Here is a 25631-nt window from a genome sequence, read left to right on the forward strand (position 1 = left end):
GCCGGGCGCGCACCGTCGTGCCCGCTAGCGTGGATCGGGTCCCGCCCGCTCGGCCAGAAAGCTCCACCATGACCGAACACCACGCTCCCCTGCCCTCCTCCGTTCAGCCGGTCTTCGACACCGTCCTCCAGCGCAATCCGCACGAGCCCGAGTTCCAGCAGGCCGTGCACGAGGTGCTCGAGGCGATCGCGCCGGTCGTGGAGGTCCAGCCCGAGCTCGCGCGCGACGGCATCCTCGAACGTCTGGTCGAGCCCGAGCGACAGATCATGTTCCGCGTGCCGTGGCTCGACGACGCCGGCACCGTTCGCGTCAACCGCGGCTATCGCGTGCAGTTCTCCTCAGTGCTCGGACCGTACAAGGGCGGGCTGCGCTTCCACCCGACCGTGAACCTGTCGATCGTGAAGTTCCTCGGCTTCGAGCAGATCTTCAAGAACGCCCTCACCGGTCAGGGCATCGGCGGCGCCAAGGGCGGCAGCGACTTCGACCCGCACGGTCGCTCGGATGCCGAGATCATGCGCTTCTGCCAGTCGTTCATGAACGAGCTGTACCGCCACCTCGGCGAGCACACCGACGTCCCGGCCGGCGACATCGGCGTCGGTGCGCGCGAGATCGGGTACCTCTTCGGGCAGTACCGCAAGATCACCAACCGCCACGAGTCGGGCATGTTCACGGGCAAGGGCGTGCAGTGGGGCGGGGCCGAGGTCCGCACCGAGGCGACGGGCTACGGCGCGGTCTTCTTCGCGCAGGAGATGCTCGCCGTCGCGGGCGACTCGCTCGAGGGCAAGCGCGTCGCGGTGTCGGGCTCGGGCAACGTCGCGACGTACGCCATCGAGAAGGCGTACCAGCTCGGTGCGACCCCGATCACGGCATCCGACTCGTCGGGCACCATCGTCGACGAGGACGGGATCGACCTCGCCGTGCTCAAGCAGGTCAAGGAGATCGACCGCCGACGCATCTCGGCGTACCTGGACCACCGGCCCCGCGCGACGTTCATCGAAGGTGGCCGTCCGTGGCGCACCGCGGTCGACGTCGCCATCCCGTCCGCGACGCAGAACGAGCTCGACGGAGACGACGCCCGCGCGCTCGTCGACAGCGGCGTCCGGGTCGTCGTCGAGGGAGCCAACATGCCCTCGACCCCCGAGGCTGTCGACGCGTTCCGTGCGGCCGGAGTGCTCTTCGGCCCCGGTAAGGCGGCGAACGCGGGCGGTGTCGCGACATCCGCGCTGGAGATGAGCCAGAATGCGTCGCGCCAGCGGTGGGGCTTCGCCGACAGCGAGAACAAGCTCCGCGAGATCATGAAGAACGTCCATGACGCCGCATTCGCGGCCGCGGAGCGCTACGGCCACCCGGGCGACTACGTCGTCGGGGCGAATGCGGCCGGGTTCGAGCGCGTGGCGCGCGCGATGCTCGCCCAGGGCGTCATCTGACGCTGCCGCGGGGCGGGGCGGGGTGCGAGCCGGGTTAGGCTTTCACCCCGTGCCTTCCGATCCCTCCTCCCCCATGGAGTCCGCTCTCACGCGCCCCGGAGCCCGCCCGGCGACCGTGTCGATGCTCACCCTGTCGACGTTCGTCATCGGGTCGATGGTGGGAGCGGGCGTGTTCTCGCTCCCCGCTGGTTTCGCGGCCGAGACCGGGGTCGCCGGGACGCTCATCGCGTGGGCGGTCGCGGGCGGGGGCATGCTCGCGCTCGCCTTCGCGTTCCAGCTTCTGGCCAATCGTCGGCCGGATCTCGACGCGGGCGTCTACAGCTACGCGCGAGCCGGTTTCGGGAGCTACCTCGGATACTTCTCGGCGTTCGGCTACTGGGCCAGCGCGTGCGCGGGCAACGTCTTCTACTGGGTGTTCATCACCTCCACCCTCGGAGCGGTGTTCCCGGCCCTCGGCGCAGGCGACACGGTGGCAGCCGTGGCCGTGTCGTCGGCGGGGCTCTGGCTGTTCTTCATCCTGATCCGCCGCGGAGTGCGATCGGCGGCCGCCGTCAACCGCGTCGTCAGCATCGCGAAGACGCTGCCGATCGTCGTGTTCGTCATCCTCTGCGCCACCGTCTTCGATCCCGCGGTGTTCGCCGCCAACTGGGCGGGCCCGTCGGGCGCTCCGCTGTGGGACCAGATCCGCGCCACGATGCTCGTCACCGTCTTCGTCTTCATCGGTCTCGAGGGCGCGAGCGTCAACTCGCGGCACGCCCGGTCGCGCCGCGACGTGGGCCGCGCGACCCTCCTCGGCTTCCTCAGCGTGCTCGCGGTGTTCGCGTCGGTGACCATCGTCTCGTTCGGCGTGCTGCCGCGGGAGGAGATCGCCGCTCTGCCCGAGCCGTCGCTGGGCGGAGTCCTGGAGACGATCGTCGGCCCGGCCGGTGCGGTCTTCATCGGCGCATCCCTCATCGTCGCCGTGCTCGGCGCGTACCTGTCGTGGACCCTGATGGCCGCGGAGGTCCTGCTGGAGGCGTCGCGGTCGGGCGATCTCCCGAGATTCCTCTCGCGGACCAATGCCGACGACACGCCGGTCGGTGCGCTCCTCCTGTCGACGACGCTGGTGCAGGTGCTGCTGGTCGTGGTCCTCTTCGCCGAGAACGCGTTCTCGGTGGCACTCGATCTGACGAGTGTCCTCGTGCTGATCCCGTTCGTCCTCTCCGCCGGGTACGCGCTCAAGCTCACCGTCACCGGCGAGACCTACCGCCCGGGCGACCGTGCGCGGATGCGCGACCTCGTCGTCGCCGTGATCGCGACGGCGTACACGACGTTCCTCCTGATCGCTGCCGGCGCGCACTACCTCCTGCTCTCGCTGCTGATCATCGTGCCGGGCACAGCACTCTTCGCCGCGGCGCGTCGGCGCGCTGGAGCCCGCGTCTTCACGCGCATCGAATGGGTGTTCTTCGGCGCGTCTGTGCTCGGTGCCGTGTGCGCCGTCGTGCTGCTGGCGACGGGCCGCATCACCCTCTGACGCGCGCCCCCGGCGAGGAGGCCGAGACGCGTCAGGACGTCGCGGCGGGCGTCGTCGGCGCGGCGACGGGGAAGAGCTGCTCGAGCAGCTGACCGGTCCAGGCGATGAGATCCGCATCGCCGAGCACGGTGCCGCCTGCCGTCGGCAGCGGGACCACGAGGGCTTCGCCGCCGGCGAGGAGCTTGGCCTTGGGGTACAGCCGCTGCAGTCGGATGCGCATCGACTCGGGCAGGCGCGCCGGCGCGACCCGCAGGTTCGGCCCCATCGCGACGACGTCGGTGAGCCCCGACTGGGCGGCCCGACGACGCAGACGAGCGACCGCGAGCAGTCCCTCCACTTCGGCCGGCGGGCGGCCGTACCGGTCGGTCAGCTCCTCGACGACGAGATCGATCGCGTCATCCTTCGCGCTGACGGCTGCCGCAGCCGACAGCTTCTGATAGGCCTCGAGGCGCAGGCGCTCGCTGTCGATGTAGTCCTCGGGGATGCGCGCCGCCACGGGGAGCTCGAGCCGCAGCTCGGCCGGCCCGTCGACCTCCTCGCCCCGGAAGGTCGAGACGGCCTCGCCGATCATCCGCAGGTAGAGGTCGAATCCGACACCGGCGATGTGACCGGCCTGCTCGGCGCCCAGCAGGTTGCCCGCGCCACGCAGCTCGAGGTCTTTCAGCGCGACCTGCATGCCCGAGCCGAGGTCGTTGTTGACCGCGATCGTCTCGAGCCGGTCGGCGGCGGTCTCGCTCAGCGGCTTGTTCTCGTCGTACAGGAAGTACGCGTAAGCGCGCTCGCGCCCGCGCCCGACCCGGCCGCGCAGCTGGTGCAGCTGGCTCAGTCCGTACTTGTCGGCACGGTCGATGATGATGGTGTTGGCGTTCGAGATGTCGAGTCCGGTCTCGACGATCGTCGTCGAGACGAGGACGTCGGCACGCCGCTCCCAGAAATCGTCCACGACCTGCTCGAGCTGGTTCTCCCCCATCTGGCCGTGCGCGACGGCGATGCGCGCCTCGGGCACCAGCTCACCGAGCTGCGCCGCGACCCGCTGGATCGACTGCACGCGGTTGTGCACGAAGAACACCTGGCCCTCGCGCAGCAGCTCGCGTCGGATGGCCGCCGCGATCTGCTTGTCGCTGCGGGGTCCGACATAGGTCAGGATCGGATGCCGTTCCTCGGGCGGGGTCGCCAGGGTCGACATCTCGCGGATGCCGGTCACGGCCATCTCGAGCGTGCGCGGGATCGGCGTCGCGCTCATCGCGAGGATGTCGACGCCGGTCTTCAGCTTCTTCAGCGAGTCCTTGTGTTCGACACCGAACCGCTGCTCCTCGTCGATGATGAGGAGCCCGAGATCCTTGAAGGCGACCTTCTCGGTCAGGATGCGGTGGGTGCCGATGACCATGTCGACGGTGCCGTCGGCGAGCCCGTCGACCGTCTCGCGGGCCTGCTTCGCAGTCTGGAACCGCGACAGGGGGCGCACCTTGACCGGGAATCCGGCGAAGCGCTCGGTGAACGTCTCGAGATGCTGCTTCGCGAGAAGCGTGGTCGGGACCAGCATCGCGACCTGCTTCCCCTCCTGGATCGCCTTGAACGCGGCGCGGACGGCGACCTCTGTCTTGCCGAACCCGACGTCGCCCGAGAGCAGGCGATCCATCGGGATCGGCTTCTCCATGTCGGCCTTGATCTCGTCGATCGTCTGCAGCTGGTCGGGCGTCTCCGCGAACGGGAACGCCTCTTCGAGCTCGCGCTGCCACGGGGTGTCGGGCCCGAACGCGTGACCCTTCGACGCCATGCGGGCCGAGTACAGCTTGACGAGCTCGACGGCGATGTCACGAACGGCCTTGCGCGCCTTGCCCTTCGCGGCCGCCCAGTCGCTGCCGCCCATCTTCGAGAGCACCGGCGCCTCACCACCGACATAGCGCGAGAGCTGGTCGAGCTGATCGGTCGGCACGAAGAGCTTGTCGCCGGGATAGCCGCGTTTGGCGGGCGCGTACTCGAGCACGAGGTACTCGCGCTGCGTCTTCACCGCGTTGCGTCCGCCACTAGATACCTCGCGCTGCACGAGCTCGACGAACTTTCCGATGCCGTGGGTCGAGTGGACGACGACGTCACCGGGCTTGAGCTGCAACGGATCGACGACGTTGCGCCGTCGTGTCGCGAGCTTCTTCACCACGCGGCCGTCACTGCCGATCGTGCGCCCGTAGAACTCGCTCTCGGTCAGGACGGCGAGCTTCGCCTCCGCCGACTCGAAGCCGCGCTCGAGCGACGCGACGACGCAGACCGCGACGGCCTCGTCGGCCAATTCGGCGACCCCATCGCTCGTGCGTGCGGCGATGCCGCGCTCGGCGAGCACGTCGCGGGCACGGTCGACGAGCCCGGGACCGGACGCGCACACCACGACGCGCCAGCCGCGCGAGAGGAGGTCACCGATATGAGCAGTGGCGCCGTCGACGTTGCCCTGGAAAGACGGCACCGCACTGCCGTCGATGCGCAGGTCGTCGCCCGTGTCGGTCAGCCCCTCGTCCGCGGCATCCGCTGCTCCCGAGTCGAACGCACTGAGCGTCCACCACACGCCGGAGCGTTCACGCATCGCCTCGCGCAGCGCGGGGAGCGTCAGGAAGTCGCCCGCGCCGAGATCGACCGGGCTGTCCGCCCCGGCGGTGGCCGCGCTCCACGCCGCCTCGAGGAACTCACGGTTCGTCTCGCCGAGCGTGCGCGCCCGAGTGCGCGAGCGCTCGGGATCGACCAGCGCGATCGCGGAGCCTCGGGGCAGGTAGTCGACGAGCGGCACGACCCCCTCCGCCAGCGCGGGCAGGAGCGACTCCATCCCCTCGACGGGGATGCCCTGCGACATCTTCTCGAGCATGCCGGTCAGGCTGGGGAACGTCGGCGCCATCGCCGCAGCGCGCTCGCGGACGGCCGGCGTCAGGAGCAGCTCGCGGGCCGGAAGCAGCTCGGCCTTCTCGACCTCGCCCGGGAGCGACCGCTGGTCGGCGATCGAGAACGCGCGGATCTGGTCGACCTCGTCACCGAAGAAGTCGATGCGCAGCGGGTGGTCGGCCGCGGCCGGAAAGACGTCGAGGATGCCGCCGCGCACGGCGAACTCGCCGCGGCGGGAGACCATGTCGACACGGTGATAGGCGAGTTCGACGAGACGGCGGACGACCTGCTCGAGGTCGCTCCCGCGCGTGCCCACCGTGAGCGAGATCGGCTCGGCGTCGGTTAGGCCCGCGGCAAGCGGCTGCAGAGCGGCGCGCACCGAGGCGGTGATGATCAACGGCGTGCCGCCATCATGGGCCGCTGCACGGCGGAGCACGGCGAGCCGACGCCCCACCGTCTCGGGGCTCGGGCTCAGACGTTCGTGCGGCAGGGTCTCCCAGGCGGGGAAGTGAACGATCTCGGCCTCGGGGACGAGACACTGCAGCGCAGCACCGAGCGTTTCGGCGCGACGACCGGTGGGCGCGACGGCGAGGACGACAGCGGGTCGGCCCTCGCTCCGGCGCTGCTCGAGCAGCGCGGCGAGGAGCGGGGCGTCGAGGCCGTCGGCCAGCGAGTAGTCGACGCTGCCGACCGCACCGGATGTCACCGCCTCCCGGAAGGAGTCAGCCTGCGAAAGGGCGCGCACGATCCCGGGAACTGTCACCACAGAAGCCTACCGCCGGCCGCCGACACGGGCGCCTCGCCGTGCCCGGGCAGCGTGCTCAGCGCGGTGCGTGAAAGCGCTGCTGCGCGGCGAGGAGACCATCACCCACGACCGCCTCGACCGCGTCCGCAGCATCCGAGACAAGGATGCCGAGCGTCTTGCGCTCGGTCGCCGAGAAGGGGTCGAGCACCCAGTCGGCCGGATCCTGGGACCCCGTGGGCCGCCCGATCCCGACGCGGACACGCGCGAACTCGGGGGTGCCGAGCGCCTTGGCGATGTCACGGACGCCGTTGTGGCCGCCGTGGCCGCCGCCCGTCTTGAGCTTGATGGTGTCGAAGGGGATGTCGAGCTCGTCATGGACCACGACGACGTGGTCCGGGTCGACGCCGTAGAAGGAGGCCAGCGCAGCCGCGGGGCCTCCCGAGACGTTCATGAACGTCTTCGGCTTGGCCAGCACCATCTTGGCAGCACCGGGCCGGAGCCAGGACTCGGCTGCCCAGGCGTTGGCCTTGTGCGAACGAAGCGTCTCACCGCGCCGGCTCGCCAGTTCGTCGATGACCATCTGGCCGATGTTGTGCCGGGTCGCCTCGTAGCGCGGCCCCGGATTGCCGAGACCGATGATGAGCCAGGTATCCGCCATGGCGCGCCTTTCGAACGACGGAGCCCGTCCTCACGAGGTGAGAACGGGCTCCGCAGGGGTGAGTATTACTCGGACTTCTCGTCGCCCTCAGCCTCGTCGGACTGCTCGGCGGCGGTCGCCTCGTCGGCGGCCTCGATCTCGTCGACGGCGGCGAGCGTCGCTGCGGGGACCGACACGGCGACGACGAGCGTCTCGGGGTCGGTCACCAGCGTGGCGCCGCGGGGCAGCGTCAGGTCGGCGGCCGTGATGCGCGCGCCGTCCTCGAGGCCTTCGACGTCGACCTCGACGTTGGTGGGGATGTGGGTGGCCTCGACCTCGAGCGTGATCGACGACGCGTCCTGCGTCGCGATGGTGCCCGAGAACGGCTCGCCGGTGACGACGACGGGAACGTCGACCTGGACCTTCTCGCCCTTCTTCACGACGAGGAGGTCGATGTGCTCGATGATCTGGCGCACGGGGTCGCGCTGGACGTCCTTGACGAGGACCAGCTGCTCCTTGCCGTCGATGGTCAGCTCGATGACGGCGTTAGCGCGGCGGACGAGCAGCAGCATCTGGTGGCCCGGCAGGGCGACGTGCACGGGGTCGGTGCCGTGCCCGTAGATGACGGCGGGGATCTGACCGGCGGCACGCAGACGGCGGGCGAAGCCCTTGCCGAAGTTGGTGCGCGTCTCTGCAACGACCTTGGTGTCGGTCTCGGTGGACATGCGTTTCTCCTTGTGGGCCCGGGGCCCTGCTCAGCGGTATGCGGGTTCGACGCGAACGCGAGCGCGTGGAGAGGAAACGTCCTGCACACACCCTCGTCGATCACGGATCCCGGTTCCCGCACAGCGGGCACGCGGCATCCCTCGCCGAAGTACACCCCTACTCTACCAGCGCTGGGTAGGGTGGGTGAGACGTCGTCTACGCCCGGAGGAAAAATGGAATACGGCTGGTTCTCTCACATGCTTCTGTGGGTCATCGGAGCGATGACGCTCGGGTCGATCGTCTCCGTCAGCCTCGCGCTGTTCGCGATGGGACGACAGGGCTACCGCAAGGGCTGACCCGCCCGCGGGCGTCGCCGCGACGGCCCGATCGACGAAAGCGCGAGGCGCGCCACCGGGTGAGGTGGCGCGCCTCGCGCTTTCGTGTCGAGTTCAGGCGGGCCAGACCGCGACGACGACCTTGCCGGACGCCTCCGAGTCCCTCGCCGTCGCGAACGCCTCGACGATGTCGGCGGCGTCGACGACGTGGGTGATCACCTGCTCGATCTCGGGTCGCTCGTCGAGGAGGCGCACCGCCTCGTCGATCTCGTCCTTGAAGCGGAACGTGCCGACGTAGACGACCTCCTTGGAGATGAAGGGCGCCAGGTTGACCGGTCGCGGCTCGTTGGGGACCATGCCCACCTGTACGACGCGCCCCGCCGGCCGCACGGCGCGCAACGCGGCGGACACCGACGCCGCGACGCCCGAGCACTCCAGCACGACGTCGTAGGCGTCGGCGGGGGGCTGCTCCGTGGTGACGTCGAACGTTCGGGTCGCGCCGAGTCGGCTCGCACGGTCGAGGGGTCCGGCCAGCACATCGGTGGCGTGCACCTCCGCCGCCCCGGCAGCGGTCGCCGCTGCCACCGCGAGCAGTCCGATCGGCCCGGCACCGGTCACGAGGACCCGCGCACCCGCGACGTCGCCTACTTTGCTCAGCCCGTGCAGGGCGACCGCGAGCGGCTCGGCCAGCACGGCACGACGGACCGGCAGCGTCGGCGGGAGGGGTCGCACCATGGACCGATCGGCGACGATGAGCTCGGCGAGGGCGCCCTGGGTGTGCGGCGTCGTCGAGGCGCTGCCCAGATACGCTCCGCCCGGCCAGAGGTGCGGGTCGTCGGCGATCGCCTCGACCTTGCGGCCGAAGGTGGCGGGGTGAAGCGTCACGGGCGTGCCGGACTCCCACTCCCCGGTCGGATCGAGATCGATGCGGCCGCTGAGCTCATGCCCCGGGATCAGCGGCTCCCTCACGACGAAAGCCCCGTTGGCACCCTCGTAGTAGTAGTGGAGGTCGGACCCGCAGATGCCGACGAAGTCCACCCGGATCCGCACCTCTCCCTCGCCGGGCGACGGCTCGGGGACGTCCGAGATCTCGATGTGCTGTTTTCCATGGATGTGCGCTGCGCGCATGGCGGTCCTTCCGGATCAGACGACGGCGGTCATGCCGCCGTCGACGAAGATGTTCTGCCCCGACACGAAGCTCGAGGCATCCGAGCAGAGGAAGAGCAGGGCCCCATCGAGCTCGCTGAAGTCGCCCCAGCGCTGTGCCGGGGTGCGCTGCGTGAGCCACGCGCTGAAATCGGCGTCGTCGACGAGGGCGCGGTTCATCTCGGTCGCGAAGTAGCCGGGCGACAGCGCGTTCACCTGCACGTTGTGTCGAGCGAGGTCGGCCGCCATCCCCTTCGTGAGCTGCGCTACCGCGCCCTTGGTCGCCGAGTACGGCGCGATCGTCTGGCGCGCCAGCGCCGACTGCACCGAGGCGATGTTGACGATCTTCCCCGACCCGCGCTCGACCATTCCCGGGGCCACGAAGCGCGCGACGTAGAAGACGCCGTTGAGGTTGGCCGCGACGATCTCGTCCCAGTCGGACACCGAGAACTCCGCGAAGGGGGCACGCCGCTGGATCCCCGCGTTATTGACGAGGATGTCGGGCACCCCGACCTCGGCGACGATGGCCGCGACCCCCGCCTCGACGGCAGCGGCATCCGTGACGTCGAAGACCGCCGCCACCGGTTCCGGCGAACCGGCTTCGGCGGCCTCACGCCGCGTGCGCTCGACCGCCTCGGCATCACGGCCGTGCACGACGACACGTGCGCCTTCGCGGGCGAGCGCGAGCGCGAGGGAGCGCCCGAGCCCGCGCGACGAGCCCGTCACGAGGGCGACGCGTCCGGTCACATCGAACAGAGAGGACATCGGAACTCCTTAACGTCAGGGCAGAGCCGTCAGCAGCGGCTCAGATGAGGGACGCGAGCCCGAACAGACCGAGCACGAGCACGAACGCGGTCACGGACTCGATGGCCTGCTGCACGGTCCACGTCTTCAGGGTCGTCTTCACGTCCATGCCCATGAGGCGGCCCACGAGCCAGAAGCCCGAGTCGTTGACGTGTCCGGCGAACACCGAGCCGGCCGCGGTGGCCAGGACGATGGCGGCCACCTGGAGCGGGTTGAAGTCACCCGCAGCGACAGCCGGCGCCGCGAGGCCTGCTGCCGTCACCAGAGCGACGGTGGCCGACCCCTGCGCGAGGCGGATGATGACGGCGATGACGTATGCGGCCACGATGATCGGCAGGCCGAGGTCGGACAGCGTGTCGGCGAGCGCGTCGCCGATGCCCGAGGCGCGCAGGACGCCGCCGAACATGCCGCCGGCGCCGGTGATGAGGATGACCGAGGCGACAGGACCGAGAGCCGAGTCGACGACCTTCTCGAGCGCCGTGCCGTTCTCGCCGCGGCGCGTGCCCAGCACGAAGGTCGCGACGATGACGGTGATGAGCAGAGCCACGAAGGAGTTGCCGAGGAGCACCAGCACCTGGACCCACAGGTCGTCCGTCGACACGGCGCCGGCGGAGGCGAGGGTCGTGAGCCCCGTGTTCATGAAGATGAGGAACATCGGCAGGAGCAGGAGCAGGACGATCGTCAGCGGACGCGGCGGGTTCGCCGGCTGGTCGTCATCCTTCTCGCCGAAGAGAGCCGGCACCGGCAGCGGGATGCGCGCGGCGATGAACTTGCCCCACAGGTAACCGGAGACGTACCAGACGGGGAAGACGACGACGAGGCCGAGGAGAAGGACGAGACCGAGGTTGGCTCCGTACGCCTCGGTCGCCGTGACGGGGCCGGGGTGCGGCGGCAGGAAGACGTGCATGACGGAGAACGCCGCGGCGGCGGGGATGCCGAAGAGCAGGACGTTCGCCTTCGAGACGCGGCGGGCGATCGCGAAGATGATCGGGAGCATCATCACCAGGCCCGCGTCGAAGAACATCGGGAAGCCGAGGATGAGCGAGGCGATGCCGAGCGCGAAGGGTGCTCGCTTCTCGCCGAAGACCTCGACGAACTTGTCGGCGAGCGCCTTGGCGCCGCCGGAGTGCTCGATGAGCCTGCCCAGCATCGCGCCGAGGGCGACGAGGAGGGCGACTCCGGCGAGTGTCCCACCGAATCCATCGGTGAGCGTCTTCGCGATCGCCGAGACCGGCACCTGCGCGACGAACGCGGTGAGCAGCGAGACGATGATCAGCGTCAGGAAGGCGTGGACCTTGCAGACGATGATCAGGAACAGGATGAGGGCGATCGCGCCGACTGCGATGAGCAGCAGCGGTCCGGCACCCAGGGTCTGGGTCCAGTCTTCCATCGGTATCTCCGTTGATGTCGGGAAGCGGACGACCGAGGGCTGAGCCCCGCGGATCGTCCCGCGTTAGGATTCGAGCTGCCCCGTGCCACGGCAGCGGAGCAGAGCGATCCTCGCACAATGATCGTATCTTTTACAACCACTGATCGTATTTATCGGAGGCGTCATGGCGCAGGCATCCCACGGATCCGTGCTCGACGCCCTCGGGCTGCGTATCGCGTCGGGTGAGCTCGCACCCGGGTCGGTATGCACCCTCGCCGATCTCGAAGCCGAGTTCGGGGTCTCTCGCACCGTCATCCGCGAAGCGGTTCGGGTGCTGGAGGCGATGGGGATGCTCTCGTCGCGCCGGCGCGTCGGTCTCACCGTGACGCCGACGAACGAGTGGAGCGCGCTCGATACCCGCCTCATCGGCTGGCAGCTCGCATCACCGCGCCGCGACCACCAGATCGTCGTGGTGAACGAGCTGCGGTCCGCCGTTGAGCCGATCGCCGCACGACTGGCCGCCCAGCGCGGCACCGACGTGCAGCGCTCGCAGCTCCTCGGCCTCGCGGCGCGTCTCGAGGAGCTCGGTCGCAGCGGCAAGGGCGCATCGCCGGAGTACCTCGAGGTCGACATCCAGTTCCACGACCTCATCCTCGACATGAGCGGCAACCTCATGCTCGCCGCGAACAAGGCGGCGATCGCCGCCGTCATCGCCGGGCGCTCCGACGTGGGACTCACTCCCGCGATCCCCTACGAAGCGGCGCTCGACAACCACGTGCGCACCGCCGCGGCGATCGCGCGCGGCGACGCCGACGGTGCGGAGCGCCACACCCGTGGCTACGTCGACGCGGTCCTCAGCGAGGTCCGGGCGCTGGTGTGACCAGGCCGTCGGGCTGCTCGCCGCGCAGCGCCGCCAGCAGCGCATCGATCGACTGATCCGTCATTCGCTGCACGGCACCGCTCGTGTGCCCTCCCGCATGCGGCGTCGCCACCACGCCGGGATGCCCGACGAGCGGCGAACTGGACGGCGGCTCGGTCTCGTAGACATCCACGGCGACCCCGTGGAGGCGCCCCTCGTCGAGTGCGCGGCGCGCCGCGGCCTCGTCGAGCAGGCCGCCTCGCGCGGTGTTGACGACGATCGCTCCCGGCGGCAGCAGGCTCAGTCGGCGCGCATCGAGCAGATGACGGGTCTCGGGCAGCAGCGGGACGTGCAGGCTCACCACATCGCTGCGGCGGCACAGCTCGTCGATGCCGACCCGCTCGACCCCGGCCTGCGCGAACGCCTCGTCGGGCAGCATCGGGTCGTACGCGACCACCTCCATACCGAGCCCTCGCGCACGCTCGGCGACCAGGCGGCCGATGGCGCCGAAGCCCACGACCCCCGCGGTGGTGCCCGTGAGCTCCTTGCCCTCGAGGCGCGGCCACTCCCCCGCACGCACCGCCTCGTCGAGCCGCGGGATGCCCCGCGCTGCGGCGAGCACGAGGCCGATCGCGAGCTCGGCGACCGCGATCGCGTTCGCGCCGGGAGTCCGAGTGACCATGACGCCTCTCGACGCGGCGGCGTCCAGGTCGACCCGGTCGACACCCACCCCGTAGCGAGCGAGAACACGCAATCGGGGCGCGGCCGCGAAGACGGCCCCGTCGTATTCGTCGAGCCCGGCGATGATGCCGTCGACATCGGCGACGAGCGGGATGAGCTCCGCCGCCGTGAGTGGCCGCCCGTGAGGATTGAGGATAACCTCGCCGACCTGCTCGCGGAGGCGGCGGAGCGATGCGCCGTGCGGGTCGCGGCACAGAGACGTCGGCGTCACCAGGACCTTCATCGGACTGCCTCGAACGATCCGGGCACAGTGCGCTGATACTGATCGAGGTACCGGGCGAACCCCTCGTCGTATCGATCTCGGTGCTGCTCACGAGGCGTGATCGTCCGCACCTCGACGTCGTCGAAGGCCGGATGCCGCAGGTCGAGCCCGCTCGCGAGCATCCCCATCCGCACCGCACCGACGATCGAGGTGTGCTGCTGCGCCGAGACCTGCATCTCGACCCCGAACACGTCGGCCGTGAGCTGCGTCCAGAACGGCGACGACAGGACGCCGCCGGAGAGGACGATGCGACGAGGCGTCCCACCGAGGGCGGTGAGCTCCTTGTAGCAGTGGTAGAGCGAGTACACGATGCCCTCGAGCACCGACTGGTACATGTCCACGCGCGAGTGTGCCGGCGCGAGATCGACGAAGCCGCCGCGGCGCTGGTCCTGCCAGCCCGGGCTCCGCTCGCCGAACAAGAAGGGCAGGAAGACGGGCAGGTCGACCCGGTCGGTCGACAGCGACGGCTCGATGTCGAGGTAGTCGGTCGAAGCCCCGAACAGGCGGTCGCGCGCCCAGTCGACGCAGTTGCCGCATCCCGAGGTCGCTGCGCCGCTCAGCGCACCGAGCGGCGAGCGGTACGACCAGGTGCTCAGCGTGGGCGAGAACGCCGGATGACGCGACGCGACGCGGAGGGCGCCGCTCGTCCCCATCGAGAAGGTCATCTCGCCGGGCTCGGTCGCGAGGTCGCCGATCTGGTTCAAGCCGCCGTCCGGGCCGGGGGTGAGCACCGGGATGCCCGCGGCGAGTCCGAGGAGCACCGCGGCCTCGGCCGACAGGGGCGCCGTGGCAGTGGTCTCGTGCAGCTCGGGCAGCCGGACGCGACCGAGATCGAACCGGTCGATGACCTCGCTGTCCCACGTCGCATCGGTGGCGGAGAGCAGCCCGCTGCCTGAGGCCAGGGAATCGTTCGTCCAGACCTCACCCGTCATCCGAGCGAAGATGAGGCTGGCCTGGTCGAGGGCCAGCAGCCCGTCGATGTCGAGCCCCTGCGCACGGAGGTGCTGAAGTTTGAACACGGGATAGATGGCATTGACCATGCAGCCCGTGCGCTCGTAGAACCACCACGTGAAGTCGTCGTCCGCACGGAGGGCGGCGCTGAGGTCCTGCGCGCCGGTGTAGGGCCACTCCATCACCGGGGTGACCGCCGAGAGGTCGTCGGAGCGAAGGGTGAGGCCGTGCCACGTGCCGCTCAGCACGATGAGGTCGATCCGCTGGCCGGCTGCGGCCTCGCGACCGAGGGCCATGAGCTGGATGTAGATCGCGTCGGCATCTCGGACGGCCGAATCGGGCCCATCGACTTCGAACCGGCGGCTGCGAACGGCGACCGCGCCGGTGTCCGTGTCGAAGAGCATGGTCTTCGCCGAGGTGGTGCTGGCTTCGAGAGCGAGGATCTTCATAGGGGCCCATCGTCGGGTGTCCGGCGGGCAGCAGCGTCGCCGAGACTCAATGATATGATCATTCGGCCGACGATGGACACCCCGAGGAGAAACATCATGGTCGCTGTTCTCGATCAGATCGCCCGCCACCGCCTCGTTCCGGTCGTCGTGGCCGACACCGCCGACGAGGGCCTATTCATCGCCGCTGCGCTCGCCGAGGGCGGGCTCCCGGTGGCCGAGATCACTTTCCGCACCCCCGCAGCACCGGCCGCCATCGAAGCCATCGCCGAACGAGGCGACGTGCTCGTCGGCGCGGGCACGATCGTCTCGCCCGCCCAGGTCGACACCGCCGTCGCCGCCGGTGCCCGCTTCCTCGTCTCCCCCGGCTTCCACCCCGCGGTCGCCGACCGCGCCGCCGACCTCGGGGTTCCCCTCATTCCCGGAGCCGTCAGCGCGAGCGAGATCATGGGGGCGCTCGCGGCCGGGATCACCACGGTCAAGTTCTTCCCCGCCGAGACCTCGGGCGGCCTCCCCGCCCTGCGTGCTCTCGCCGGCCCCTTCGGCGACCTGCGGTTCGTGCCGACCGGCGGCATCGACGCCACGAACCTCGACGCCTATCTCGCGCACCCGCAGGTGACCGCCGTCGGCGGTTCGTGGATGCTGCCGCGGACCGCCGTCCGAGCACGCGATGCCGCCGCCATCACCCGCGCCGCATCCGACGCGGTCGCACGTGTCGACGCCTTGTCGCAAGCCGCTCCGGCCGGCCTCCCGAACGGATAAAGTGGCGAGAGAGCCGGGCTCTCTCGCAGCACCTGGCCACCCCACCCGCACGCGAACCTGGAGCTACGCATGGCGTCGACCCCCTCACCGACAGGACCCTCGACCGATCAGGATCAGGCGCCGCACGAAGCGGCCACGGTCCACGAGGGCGCCCCGCGTCCCGAGGAGGTCGACCGCCCGACCCCCGACGAGAGCAGCGCTCCCGCCGAGGCCGGGTCCGGCTCCGCGAACATCGGTGTGGTCGGACTCGCCGTCATGGGCTCGAACCTCGCCCGCAACCTCGCGAGCCGCGAAGGGAACACGGTCGCCGTGTTCAATCGGTCGCGTTCGAAGACCGACGAGCTCATCGAGACTCACCCCGAGGCGGACTTCATCCCCGCCTTCTCCTACGAGGAGTTCGCAGCGAACCTGCAGAAGCCGCGCACCGCGATCATCATGGTCAAGGCGGGTCGCCCCACCGACGCCGTCATCGACGAGCTCATGCGGGTGTTCGAGCCGGGCGACATCATCGTCGACGGCGGCAACTCGCTGTTCACCGACACCATCCGTCGTGAGAAGGCGGTCCGCGAGGCCGGCTTCAACTTCGTCGGCATGGGCGTCTCCGGTGGTGAGGAGGGTGCCCTCCTCGGGCCCTCGCTCATGCCCGGAGGCCCCGACGAGTCGTGGGTGACCCTCGGCCCCATCCTGAAGTCGATCGCCGCGGTCGCCGAGGGCGAGCCGTGCGTGACGCACGTCGGCCACGACGGCGCCGGCCACTTCGTGAAGATGGTGCACAACGGCATCGAGTACGCCGACATGCAGCTCATCGCCGAGGCCTACGACCTCATCCGCCGCGGCACCGGCAAATCGCCCGCCGAGATCGCCGACATCTTCGCCGAGTGGAACCGCGGCGAGCTCGAGTCGTACCTCATCGAGATCACCGCCGAGGTGCTGCGTCAGACGGATGCCGCCACCGGTCAGCCCCTCGTCGACGTGATCGTCGACCAGGCCGGTGCCAAGGGCACCGGCGCGTGGACCGTGCAGACCGCGCTCGACCTCGGCGTGCCCGTCTCGGGCATCGCGGAGGCCGTCTTCGCGCGTTCGCTCTCGAGCCACCGCGAGCAGCGCGACGTGTCCGGCTCGCTGCCCGGCCCTGACGACGCGTCGTTCACGGTCGAGGACGCCGACGCCTTCATCGAGCAGGTGCGCCTCGCGCTCTACGCCTCCAAGATCGTCGCCTACTCGCAGGGCTTCGACGAGATCCGTGCCGGCGCTGCCCAGTACGGCTGGAACATCGACCTCGGCGCGGTGTCGAAGATCTGGCGCGGCGGCTGCATCATCCGCGCGCAGTTCCTCAACCGCATCGCCGACGCGTACGCGACCGGCGACGAGCTCCCCGTCCTGCTGACCGCGCCGTACTTCGTCGAGGCGCTCGGCCGCGCCCAGGACGCGTGGCGCCACGTCGTGCAGGCCGCGGCCGGCGCCGGCATCCCCGCTCCCGCCTTCAGCTCGTCGCTGTCGTACTACGACGGCCTGCGTGCGGAGCGCCTGCCGGCAGCCCTCATCCAGGGCCAGCGCGACTTCTTCGGTGCGCACACCTACAAGCGCATCGACAAGGACGGCACCTTCCACACGCTGTGGTCGGGAGACCGTTCCGAGGTCGAGGCCGAAGACACGCACTGACCCCACTCCTGAGGTCACGAGGCCCCGTCGAGCATCTCCGCTCGGCGGGGCCTTCGCTGTACGCGACGACGAGACGTCAGAGCCAGTCGTTGCGCTTGAAGATCCCGTAGAGACCGGCGCTCAGGAGCACCATCAGCCCGAGCGCCATCGGGTAGCCCCACGGTTGGTCCAGCTCGGGCATGAATCTGAAGTTCATGCCATAAACGCTCGCGACGAACGTCGGGGCGAATCCGACCGCCGCCCACGACGAGATCTTCTTGACCTGTTCGTTCTGGCGCACCTGGACGACGGTGAGGTCGGCCATCTTCTCGTCCAGCCGCTGGTTGACGAGGGTCGCGTGGATCGTCAACGCGTCGTCGAGCGTGTGTCGCATCGACTGCACGCGCTCCGCCACGTACTGCGCGCGGCCGCGGACGTCGTCCCATCCGGCCGGTTCGGCGCCGGCCGCGGCATCCGTGAGGGTCGAAGCGAGCCGCGTCAGGACGTCCGGCAGCGGCGTCGTGGCGTGAGCGAGGTCGATCACCTCCCGCTGCAGGTCGAAGATGCGCCTCGACACTCCGGGGTCGTCGCCGAACAGCTGATCCTCGATCTCGTCGATGTCGTTCTCGACGCCGTCGAGCACGACGCGGTAACCGGTCGTGACGAGTTCCGCGAGTACCCACATGACGGATGCCGGGCCGCGGCGGAGCAGGTCCGGGTGGCTGTCGAGACGACCCTGGAGCTCGCTGAGGTCGATGCGATCCGAGCGCGTCACGGTCACGATGAGGTGCGGTGCGAGGAACACGTCGATCTCGTCGCAGCGGACCGTCTCGGAGGCATCGTCGTAATGCGCGGGCTGCAGCACCACGAAGGCGTGGTCGCCGTACCGCTCGAAGATCGACCGCTGATGCGGGCGGAGGGCTTCCTTGACCGCGATGGGAGGTACCCCCAGCTCGGCCGCGTGAGACTCGATCTGCGCGTCGTCGACGTCGATCAACGCGACCCACGCGAAGCCGCCCCGTTCGCGCGCGAGCACCGCGGCGTCGCGCGGCGCCAGACCGTCGCCGATCCGCGACCCGTCGACATACACCGCCGCCTCAACGTTCGTCATGACGTCACCGTATGCCACATCCCGAGCTCACAGCGCGCACATAGCATCGTCCATAGCTTCTCCATAGCGAACGCCTCACAATGGGCTCATGACCACTCCCGCTCCCACGGCACTGCAGCGTCCCGACGGCTCCCCGCTGCGCATCCTCGTCGTCGACGACGAGCAGATGCTCACCGATCTGCTCTCGATGGCACTGAAGATGGAGGGCTGGGAGGTCCGCTCCGCGGCATCCGGCTTCGAGGCGCTCTCGCTCGCCCGGGAATTCGAGCCGGACGCCATGGTGCTCGACATCATGATGCCCGACCTCGACGGGATGTCGGTGCTGCAGCGCCTTCGTCAGTCCGGCGACGATGTTCCCGTGCTGTTCCTCACCGCGAAGGATTCCGTGGGCGACCGCGTCGCTGGGCTCACAGCGGGCGGCGACGATTACGTCACGAAGCCCTTCAGTCTCGAGGAGGTCGTCGCACGGCTGCGGGGTCTCATGCGGCGCGCCGGAACCGCGACAGCCGGTGGCGCCGACCCCGTGCTACGCGTCGGGGACCTCACGCTCAACGAGGACTCGCACGAGATCGAACGCAGCGGGACGAGCATCGAGCTCACCGCCACCGAGTTCGAGCTCCTGCGCTACCTCATGCGAAACCAGCGCCGCGTGGTGTCGAAGGCCCAGATCCTCGACCGCGTGTGGAACTACGACTTCGGCGGGCGATCCTCGGTCGTCGAGCTCTACATCTCGTACCTGCGCAAGAAGATCGATGCGGGTCGCGAGCCGCTCATCCACACCGTCCGGGGTGTGGGCTACATGATCAAAGCTCCGCAGTGACGTCCGCCCCGGATGGCGCCGGCGCGCACGGGCGCACGGACCGGCGCGCCCGCAAGCGCTGGACGCTGCAGACGCGGCTGATGGTCACGGTGGTCGGTGTCGTCGCGCTGACGCTCATCTCGAGCGCCGTCGGGCTCGCGACCACGATCGGAACTGTGCTGGTCTCAACCGTCACCACCAACGCCGAATCGCTCACGCGCGGGCTCAAACTCTTCGACAGCAGCGGCTACGTCGTGCGTGTGCGCTCCGCGGAGGAGACGATCGCCGGCACGACGGGTCTCCCGTATGGTTACACGCTGCTGGTGCAGGACCCGCGCGGTCCCGTCACCGGCGCGACCTTCGACGGCGACGAGGGAGTGCGCAGCCTCACGACCGCGGAGCTCAACGATCTGGCTTCGACCGACCTCAGCGCCCTTCCGGCGACGATCGAGATCGGCGATCTCGGCGCGTTCCGCGTCGTGTCGTTTAAAGCGGGCGACATCACCGGGCTGGGTGCTCTTCCGCTCGCACAGGTCGATACGACTGTCGCAATCGTCGTCACCACGATCACGATCGTGACCGTCGGCGGCCTGCTCCTCCTCAGCGCGGCGATCGCGGTTGTCATCCAGCGCTCACTCCGGCCGTTGCGCGTTGTGGCTGACACCGCGACGAGGGTCGCGTCGCTCCCCCTCGCGCAGGGCGCTGTCTCCATCACCGAGCGCGTGCCCGCAGAGGAGACCGACGACCATGATGAGATCGGCCGCGTGGGCGCCGCCCTCAACACGCTGCTCGACCATGTCGACGCATCCCTCATCGCACGCCAGCGCAACGAGGAGCGCATGCGGTCGTTCGTCGCCGACGCCAGCCACGAGCTGCGCACCCCGCTCGCCTCGATCCGCGGATACTCGGAGCTCTCGTTGCGCGCGATGCGCCAGGGCGTGCCCGGGGTCGAAGAGACGACGACGGCCGCCCTCGAGCGCATCCAGGCGCAGTCGCTGCGCATGACCAGGCTCGTCGAAGACCTGCTGCTCCTCGCCCGCCTCGACGAGGGCCAGGAGCTCGTCTACGGCACCGTCGACCTGACGGCGCTCGCGGTCGATGCCGTCGCCGACGCGCGTGCCGCGGGCCAGGACCACGAATGGCGCTTGGACGTCGGCGACGATCCGGTCATCGTCGCCGCGGATGCCACCCGCATCACGCAAGTCGTCGCGAACCTCTTGGCGAACGCCCGCGTGCACACCCCGGCGGGGACCACCGTCACCACCTCCGTGCGCGTTGCGGACGGCACGGCGATCCTGTCGGTGCACGACGACGGCCCGGGTATCGACCCCGCCGTGGCTGACGAAATCTTCGAACGCTTCTCACGCGGTGATCGCTCCCGCGCGCGTCAGACCGGCGGCACAGGGCTGGGCCTGTCGATCGCGCGCGCGATCGTTGCCGCGCACGGAGGCTCGCTCACCGTGCAGAGCGAGCCCGGCTCGACCACCTTCGAACTGCGCCTGACCGCGAGACCGGCCGCCCCGGAGACGGGCGAGCCGTCGGATGCCGGGACGGGACCGACCACGAATGAGCAGGCGAGCGGAACGCAGGACATGCCGTGACGCTCGGTGAGCCGCGGATCGTGGCGGTCCGCCGCGGGCGGGTGCAGCCGTCCAGCTCATGGATCTACGTCTGGGTCGACGCGGCGACAGGCGACATCGCCTACGTCGGTGCGACACCGTACGACCCAGCGCTCCGCACTCACCTGCACCTCGAGAGCGACGATGCGCAGCTGGGCAGAGTACGAGCGACCGTAGACGGATATGCGGAGCGCGACTTCGACGTTCTCGCTTTCGAGCTCGCCGCCGACATCGAACGCGCTGAAGCGAAGGACCTCCTCAAGCGCCGTCTCCGCGGGGATGCCAGCCCGTCGCCGACGGATGCATCGACGGCGCTGTGGCGCGCGGTGGATGACATCGCACGTGCTGTCGAACACCGTTGTTCCGAGATCGACGGGCGCGGTCGGGCGGGCGGCTGAGCCGGTCGGCGATTCCTCCCCAGGGGTGGGGTCTGACGAGTTTTGCATTTCGTAGCTATGTTCGATGTGGATGTCTGACCCGGCTGCCACAATGGGAACATGTCAGCGAACAGGGGTGGCGGCTCGGACGAGATCGAGGTCTCGCCGCACGGCCCCGCGATCGCGGCTTACGGCGAGGCGCTCGCGCTGGTGCATGACGCGGATGTCGCTTCGGTGCGGGCTCTGGCCGAGCTGGGCCGGTCCGCGTTGCGTGAGGCGCGCCGTGACGGAGTGCGTGGGATGGCCTCGGACATGGAGCTGCGGTCGGTCGCGGCTGAAGCTGCGGGGCTGGCCCGGCGGACCGACAGGCGCCTGCAGGCCGACATCGACCATGCGCTGACGATCGTCGACGATTACCCGACCGTCTTTTCGGCGTGGGAGGAGCGGCGGATCACCCGCGACCACGTCGACGCGGTCGTCACAGCGGGGACCGGGCTGCCCGATGAGGTGCGGGGCGAGTTCGAGGTCGCGGCGATCGCGGTGTGCGAGCGCGACATCGCCACCCGGGTGAAACCGGCGCTGCGTGCCCTCGCGGAGAGACTTCATGAGCGCACGTTCACCGACCGGCACCGCGACGCCGCCGCCGGGCGGTGTGTGCGGGTCTCACACGGAACGGACGGGATGTCGGATGTCATCGCGACCGTCCCGACCGTGATCGCGGTGGGCATGCTCGACCGGCTCACGCAGATGGGACAGTCCGTCAAGGACGCCCGGACCGTGGGTGCGGATGCGGATGCGGGTGCGGGTGCGGGTGCCGGGGCGGATGCCGCCGGGGCGGATGCCGTCGGGGCGGGCGAGCCCGCCGATACGCGGACGATGGATCAGCTGCGGGCCGACATCCTCGGCGACCTGGTGCTCGGCGGGGCGCCGGTCGTTGACCCGACGTATGGGATCGATCGGGCTGGTGGGCTCGGGGCGATCCGGGCACGCGTGCAGGTGGCGGTCACCGCCGAGACGTTGATGGGGCGTGACGAGAACCCCGCCGAAGCCGTGGGTGCGGGGCTTGTCGATGCCGAAACGGCGCGCGAGCTCGCGGGGCAGGTGTCGGAGTGGGACCGGCTCTTCATCGACCCCGTCAGCCGTACTCCCGTCGAGATCGACACCTACCGGCCGACCGCGTCGATGAAGAAGCTCCTGATGGCGCGGGATCAGCACTGCCGGTTCCCCGGATGCCGACGGGCCGCGATCCGCTGCGAACTCGACCACACGGTCGATTACGCCCTCGGCGGCCACACCCACATCTTCAACCTCGCCCACCTCTGCCAACGACACCACTCCATGAAGCAGTTCACCAAGTGGGAGGTCAGGCAGGTCGGCGGCGGCGTTCTCGAATGGACCTCACCCCTCGGCCGGATCTACCGCGAAGACGTCCCCATACCCGCCGTCTGCTTCACCATCGACACCTCCGGCCCACCGCGATCTCGCGTCGGATCCGGCGGGCCGCCGCCGGATCTCGCTCCACCCTTCTGATGCGTCGCGACCCTTCTGATGCGTCGCGCGATCTCGACACGCACTGCGAATTCAGTATCCGGCGAAGGCGTCCGTGGTGAGCGACCGCGCTTTCGAGAGCGCCGGGGCGAGGTCGGCGATGAGCCGCGGCGGTCCCGAGATGAACGCGTGCCGTTCGGTGAGGTCCGGCACGAGCGTGGCGAGAGATGCCGCGGTCAGCCGCGCCCCGCCCGTCCACGTCCAGTGGTCGGGCAGGTTCCGAGGCTCGTCTCGCGTCACGACCATCACCGGGATCTCCGCAGCGATGATGTCATCGCGGAAGGCCAGCTCGTCGGCATCCGATGCCACGTAGACCATGACGACATCCCGCCGCTCCCCCGCCAGACGCATCTCGCGCAACTGCGAGACGAAGGGCGTCACCCCGATACCGGCCGCGACGAGCAACACCTTGGCATCGGTCCGTGCGGGGAGCACGAAATCGCCCCACACGCCGGTGACGGGAAGATCGCGACCGGGCTCGACCAGCGCGAGCGCCTTCTTGTAGCTCGACTGCGACCCCTCGCGGATGGCGATCCGCACCTCCGGCAGCTCCGCGGGCGCCGAAACGATCGAGAATTCGCGCCGCGTGCCCCGCGCGTCGGGACGGCGATGCGGCACTTCGAGCTCGAGGTATTGACCCGGGCGGAATCGGAAACCCCGGTGCGCCCGAAAGGTCAGCTCGCGAACGGACGGAGTCAGGGCTGTGCGCTCGACGAAGGTCAGCCGCACCGCGGCGCGGTACGCGAAGAAGAACGCCAGCAGGTTGCCGATCAGCAGCCCACGCTCCTGCCCGAGGCTCACGTCGCCGACGAGGATCGGCCATCCCGCGAGAGCCCCCACGAGAGCCGCGACCGCGTACTGCTGCCGCCGACGCGGCGGCAGGGTCAACGGCTCCGACAGCATGAACGCGCCGAGGAACAGGAACGGCGACGACCACAGCACCTGCGCGATGACGGACGCGTCGACGGGGAGCGACACCTGCGCGTACTGCACGAACGTCCGCACGAGCGCGACGGCCACCGCGACGATGAGGAAGACCGCGACCACCCGCACCTTCTCCGTGCGCACGAGCACCAGCCCGCCGAGCACGATGACCGGCACGGCCAGCACAGGCGAACCCACCCACCATGCGGATGCGCCGAGGTCGGGGAACGGGATGCTGAGCACCGTCAGCACGGTCGCGCCCGCCGCCGCGGGGTTGAAGATGTGCCGCCCGCGCCAGGCCAGCAGGTACTTCGAGGCCGAGGCCACCGCTCCCGCGACGGCGAGCCCCAGGAGTCCGACCGGCTCGAGCGTCGGGCGCAGGACGAACAACAGGATGAGCGCGGTGATGAGCGCCGACTCGATGCGCCAGGTGCGACCGAGCATCCGCTGCGCAACGGCATCGACCGCGATGATCGCGACGGCCAGCACGATGAGCGACACCGGCAGCGCGAGCGGGTCGCCGGCGATCTGACCCACGAGAGTGAGCACGAAAGCGATCACCGTCAGCGCGGAGAGTGCGACGAGGACGAACCGGTACATCGACACTCGCCCGAGCGCGCCGACGGTCCGATTCCGAAAGGCTGTCAGGGACGTCATACGAACAACTCCGCTTCGCAGTGAGGTGACCATTCGACGGAACCGTCGGTGCGCATCCGCACCCACGATGCCCCCTGCGCCTGCGCGAACCGCGGGCCGCCGTCGAAGAAAAGGGCGGTGGCGACGGCATCCGCCGTCATGGCGTCCGAAGCGACCGCCCACGTCGCTGCGTACTCCCGAACCGGCTCGCCCGTGCGCGCGTCGAGAACGTGATGCAGACCATCGCCCCACGCTCGACGGTTGGTCGCGGAGGCGCACAGCGCCCCGGCGTCAAGCGTCCAGACTCCGACCGCCCGGGACCCGTCATACGGGTGCTCGAGCGCGACACGCTGCTGCACCCCGTCGATCGCGAGGTCGCCGCTCGCATCGACGACGAGCCAGCCGGCCGTGCGCCGCCGCAACTCCGACATCACGAGATCGACGAGGCGACCCTTGCCCACCGCGCCCACATCGATCGTCGCCTGGCTGTGAAGCGTGAGTCGGTCGTCCGCCAGCTCGACGACATCGCGCCACCGGTCCGGCGCGGCCATCGCCCCGCGATCGCGGAGGGAGTACGAGCCGTCGTAACCGCGCCGGGCGAGTGCGTCACCCACGAGCGGGTTCACCGCGCCGTCCGTGACGTCGGCCAGGTCGCCGTACAGCGCCAGCAAGGCCGCGGCGTCGGGAGGCGCCGCGACCGATCCGCCCGACGCCAGCCGGCTCACGGTCGAGTCCGCGCGGAATCTCGACCAGTCCCGATCGAACGACTCCACGAGCGACATCACCGCTGACCGATCGCCGTCACGCAGCGGCACCTCGCTGTCGACGCACCACGCGGTTCCGATGGCGCCGAACTCCCACCGCCCGAAGCCGGCAGTCGCGACGATCATGCTGCCGCGTCGGTGCGGATCTCCTCGACCGCCGCGTTGAAACCACCGCTCGTGAGCGACGAGCCCGCCACGCGGTCGACCTTCACGTCGTCGAGGCTCTTGCCGACGACGGCATCCGAGATGCCGCCGATGAACTGCGACTGGTACTGCTTGCTCTCGCGGCGGGTCGGCTCACCGGTGACCTCGACCGCGGTCACGGCATCGGATTCGACCGTGAGCGTCACGGTGATCGTCTCGGGGCCCTCGGGGGTCTGATAGGTCCCCTCGGCCGTGTACGTGCCGTCGGTGTAAGTGCCGCCGGTCGCCCCCGACGAACCGCTCGGGCTGCTCGAACCGGTCTCGGTCGTCGCGTCGGCGGAGGGCGCCGTGCCTGATGCGGGCTGCTCGCCTTCGGCTTGGCCCGCGCAGCCGGCGAGGAGCGCAAGGCCGGCGACGGACGCCGCGGCGGCGGTCACGCGGAGCGAACGGGGTACGGCAGTGGCGCGGATCATGATGGGTCCTCCTGTGTCGTGCCCCTCC

21 protein-coding genes are annotated in these 25631 nt (G+C 69.9%); 9 read left to right on the plus strand and 12 right to left on the minus strand.

Features of this window, described 5'->3' with window-relative positions:
• Positions 1-68 precede the first annotated feature (68 nt).
• Both gdhA and P6897_RS09310 read left to right on the plus strand, forming a co-directional pair.
• The gene (gdhA, locus tag P6897_RS09305; protein WP_112618012.1) at positions 69-1427 is read left to right on the plus strand and encodes an NADP-specific glutamate dehydrogenase; all 1359 of its coding nucleotides are present in this window, start codon (positions 69-71) and stop codon (positions 1425-1427) included.
• A gap of 73 nt (positions 1428-1500) precedes the next feature.
• Positions 1501-2940, plus strand: a complete 1440-nt coding sequence (locus tag P6897_RS09310) for a basic amino acid/polyamine antiporter (protein WP_282502581.1) — start codon at positions 1501-1503, stop codon at positions 2938-2940.
• 31 nt (positions 2941-2971) lie between these two features.
• Here P6897_RS09310 and mfd read toward each other — a convergent pair whose 3' ends face one another.
• From mfd to P6897_RS09340, 6 genes are all read right to left on the minus strand, one after another.
• Positions 2972-6568, minus strand: coding sequence for a transcription-repair coupling factor (mfd, locus tag P6897_RS09315; RefSeq protein WP_274177996.1), 3597 nt, complete (start codon positions 6566-6568; stop codon positions 2972-2974).
• 58 nt (positions 6569-6626) lie between these two features.
• Complete coding sequence (gene pth, locus P6897_RS09320; RefSeq protein ID WP_274177997.1) at positions 6627-7208, minus strand: aminoacyl-tRNA hydrolase; 582 nt, start codon at positions 7206-7208, stop codon at positions 6627-6629.
• A 65-nt stretch (positions 7209-7273) separates the two neighbouring features.
• Entirely contained in the window at positions 7274-7912 is a 639-nt protein-coding gene (locus P6897_RS09325; RefSeq protein WP_269266094.1) for a 50S ribosomal protein L25/general stress protein Ctc, read from the minus strand.
• Positions 7913-8341: 429 nt separating this feature from the next.
• A complete protein-coding gene (locus P6897_RS09330; protein ID WP_274177999.1) occupies positions 8342-9355 on the minus strand; it encodes a zinc-binding dehydrogenase in 1014 nt (337 codons plus the stop codon).
• Positions 9356-9370: 15 nt separating this feature from the next.
• Positions 9371-10138, minus strand: coding sequence for a glucose 1-dehydrogenase (locus P6897_RS09335; RefSeq protein WP_112618007.1), 768 nt, complete (start codon positions 10136-10138; stop codon positions 9371-9373).
• Between the two features lie 40 nt (positions 10139-10178).
• Entirely contained in the window at positions 10179-11567 is a 1389-nt protein-coding gene (locus tag P6897_RS09340; RefSeq protein WP_274178000.1) for a GntP family permease, read from the minus strand.
• A gap of 163 nt (positions 11568-11730) precedes the next feature.
• Between P6897_RS09340 and P6897_RS09345 the strand changes: the two genes are divergently transcribed.
• Positions 11731-12426, plus strand: coding sequence for an FCD domain-containing protein (locus P6897_RS09345; protein WP_114589581.1), 696 nt, complete (start codon positions 11731-11733; stop codon positions 12424-12426).
• Here P6897_RS09345 and P6897_RS09350 read toward each other — a convergent pair.
• On the minus strand, positions 12401-13357 hold the full coding sequence (locus P6897_RS09350; RefSeq protein WP_274178001.1) for a phosphoglycerate dehydrogenase: 957 nt from the start codon (positions 13355-13357) through the stop codon (positions 12401-12403). The genes P6897_RS09345 and P6897_RS09350 overlap by 26 nt on opposite strands.
• Positions 13358-13365: 8 nt before the next feature.
• Complete coding sequence (locus tag P6897_RS09355) at positions 13366-14808, minus strand: FGGY-family carbohydrate kinase (protein WP_274178002.1); 1443 nt, start codon at positions 14806-14808, stop codon at positions 13366-13368.
• 96 nt (positions 14809-14904) lie between these two features.
• Here P6897_RS09355 and eda point away from each other — a divergent pair, with 96 nt between their 5' ends.
• Both eda and gndA read left to right on the plus strand, forming a co-directional pair.
• Positions 14905-15567, plus strand: coding sequence for a bifunctional 4-hydroxy-2-oxoglutarate aldolase/2-dehydro-3-deoxy-phosphogluconate aldolase (gene eda, locus P6897_RS09360; RefSeq protein ID WP_274178003.1), 663 nt, complete (start codon positions 14905-14907; stop codon positions 15565-15567).
• A gap of 69 nt (positions 15568-15636) precedes the next feature.
• Positions 15637-17229 (plus strand): NADP-dependent phosphogluconate dehydrogenase, encoded by a 1593-nt coding sequence (gene gndA, locus P6897_RS09365; protein ID WP_274178004.1) that lies wholly within the window; start codon positions 15637-15639, stop codon positions 17227-17229.
• 76 nt (positions 17230-17305) lie between these two features.
• On the opposite strand, the gene P6897_RS09370 is transcribed toward gndA, so the two are convergent.
• Entirely contained in the window at positions 17306-18319 is a 1014-nt protein-coding gene (locus P6897_RS09370; RefSeq protein WP_282501038.1) for a magnesium and cobalt transport protein CorA, read from the minus strand.
• A gap of 88 nt (positions 18320-18407) precedes the next feature.
• On the opposite strand from P6897_RS09370, the gene P6897_RS09375 reads away from it, so the two are divergent.
• From P6897_RS09375 to P6897_RS09390, 4 genes are all read left to right on the plus strand, one after another.
• A complete protein-coding gene (locus P6897_RS09375; protein ID WP_274178006.1) occupies positions 18408-19139 on the plus strand; it encodes a response regulator transcription factor in 732 nt (243 codons plus the stop codon).
• Positions 19136-20719 (plus strand): ATP-binding protein, encoded by a 1584-nt coding sequence (locus P6897_RS09380; protein WP_323985794.1) that lies wholly within the window; start codon positions 19136-19138, stop codon positions 20717-20719. The genes P6897_RS09375 and P6897_RS09380 overlap by 4 nt, the downstream gene beginning before the upstream one ends.
• Positions 20716-21135, plus strand: coding sequence for a hypothetical protein (locus P6897_RS09385; RefSeq protein ID WP_282501039.1), 420 nt, complete (start codon positions 20716-20718; stop codon positions 21133-21135). Before P6897_RS09380 ends, P6897_RS09385 begins: the two co-directional genes overlap by 4 nt.
• Before the next feature lie 99 nt (positions 21136-21234).
• Positions 21235-22644, plus strand: coding sequence for an HNH endonuclease signature motif containing protein (locus P6897_RS09390; RefSeq protein ID WP_282501040.1), 1410 nt, complete (start codon positions 21235-21237; stop codon positions 22642-22644).
• A 51-nt stretch (positions 22645-22695) separates the two neighbouring features.
• Here P6897_RS09390 and P6897_RS09395 read toward each other — a convergent pair whose 3' ends face one another.
• Genes P6897_RS09395 through P6897_RS09405 form a run of 3 tightly spaced genes read right to left on the minus strand, consistent with a single transcriptional unit; the run spans position 22696 to position 25603 of the window.
• The gene (locus P6897_RS09395) at positions 22696-24243 is read right to left on the minus strand and encodes a flavodoxin reductase (protein ID WP_282501041.1); all 1548 of its coding nucleotides are present in this window, start codon (positions 24241-24243) and stop codon (positions 22696-22698) included.
• Positions 24240-25112, minus strand: a complete 873-nt coding sequence (locus P6897_RS09400; RefSeq protein ID WP_282501042.1) for an FAD:protein FMN transferase — start codon at positions 25110-25112, stop codon at positions 24240-24242. Before P6897_RS09400 ends, P6897_RS09395 begins: the two co-directional genes overlap by 4 nt.
• Complete coding sequence (locus tag P6897_RS09405; protein WP_274179526.1) at positions 25109-25603, minus strand: FMN-binding protein; 495 nt, start codon at positions 25601-25603, stop codon at positions 25109-25111. The genes P6897_RS09400 and P6897_RS09405 overlap by 4 nt, the downstream gene beginning before the upstream one ends.
• Positions 25604-25631: the final 28 nt, after the last annotated feature.

The sequence above is a fragment of the Microbacterium sp. BDGP8 genome, from assembly GCF_029991045.1.
Taxonomy (GTDB): Bacteria; Actinomycetota; Actinomycetes; order Actinomycetales; family Microbacteriaceae; genus Microbacterium; species Microbacterium plantarum.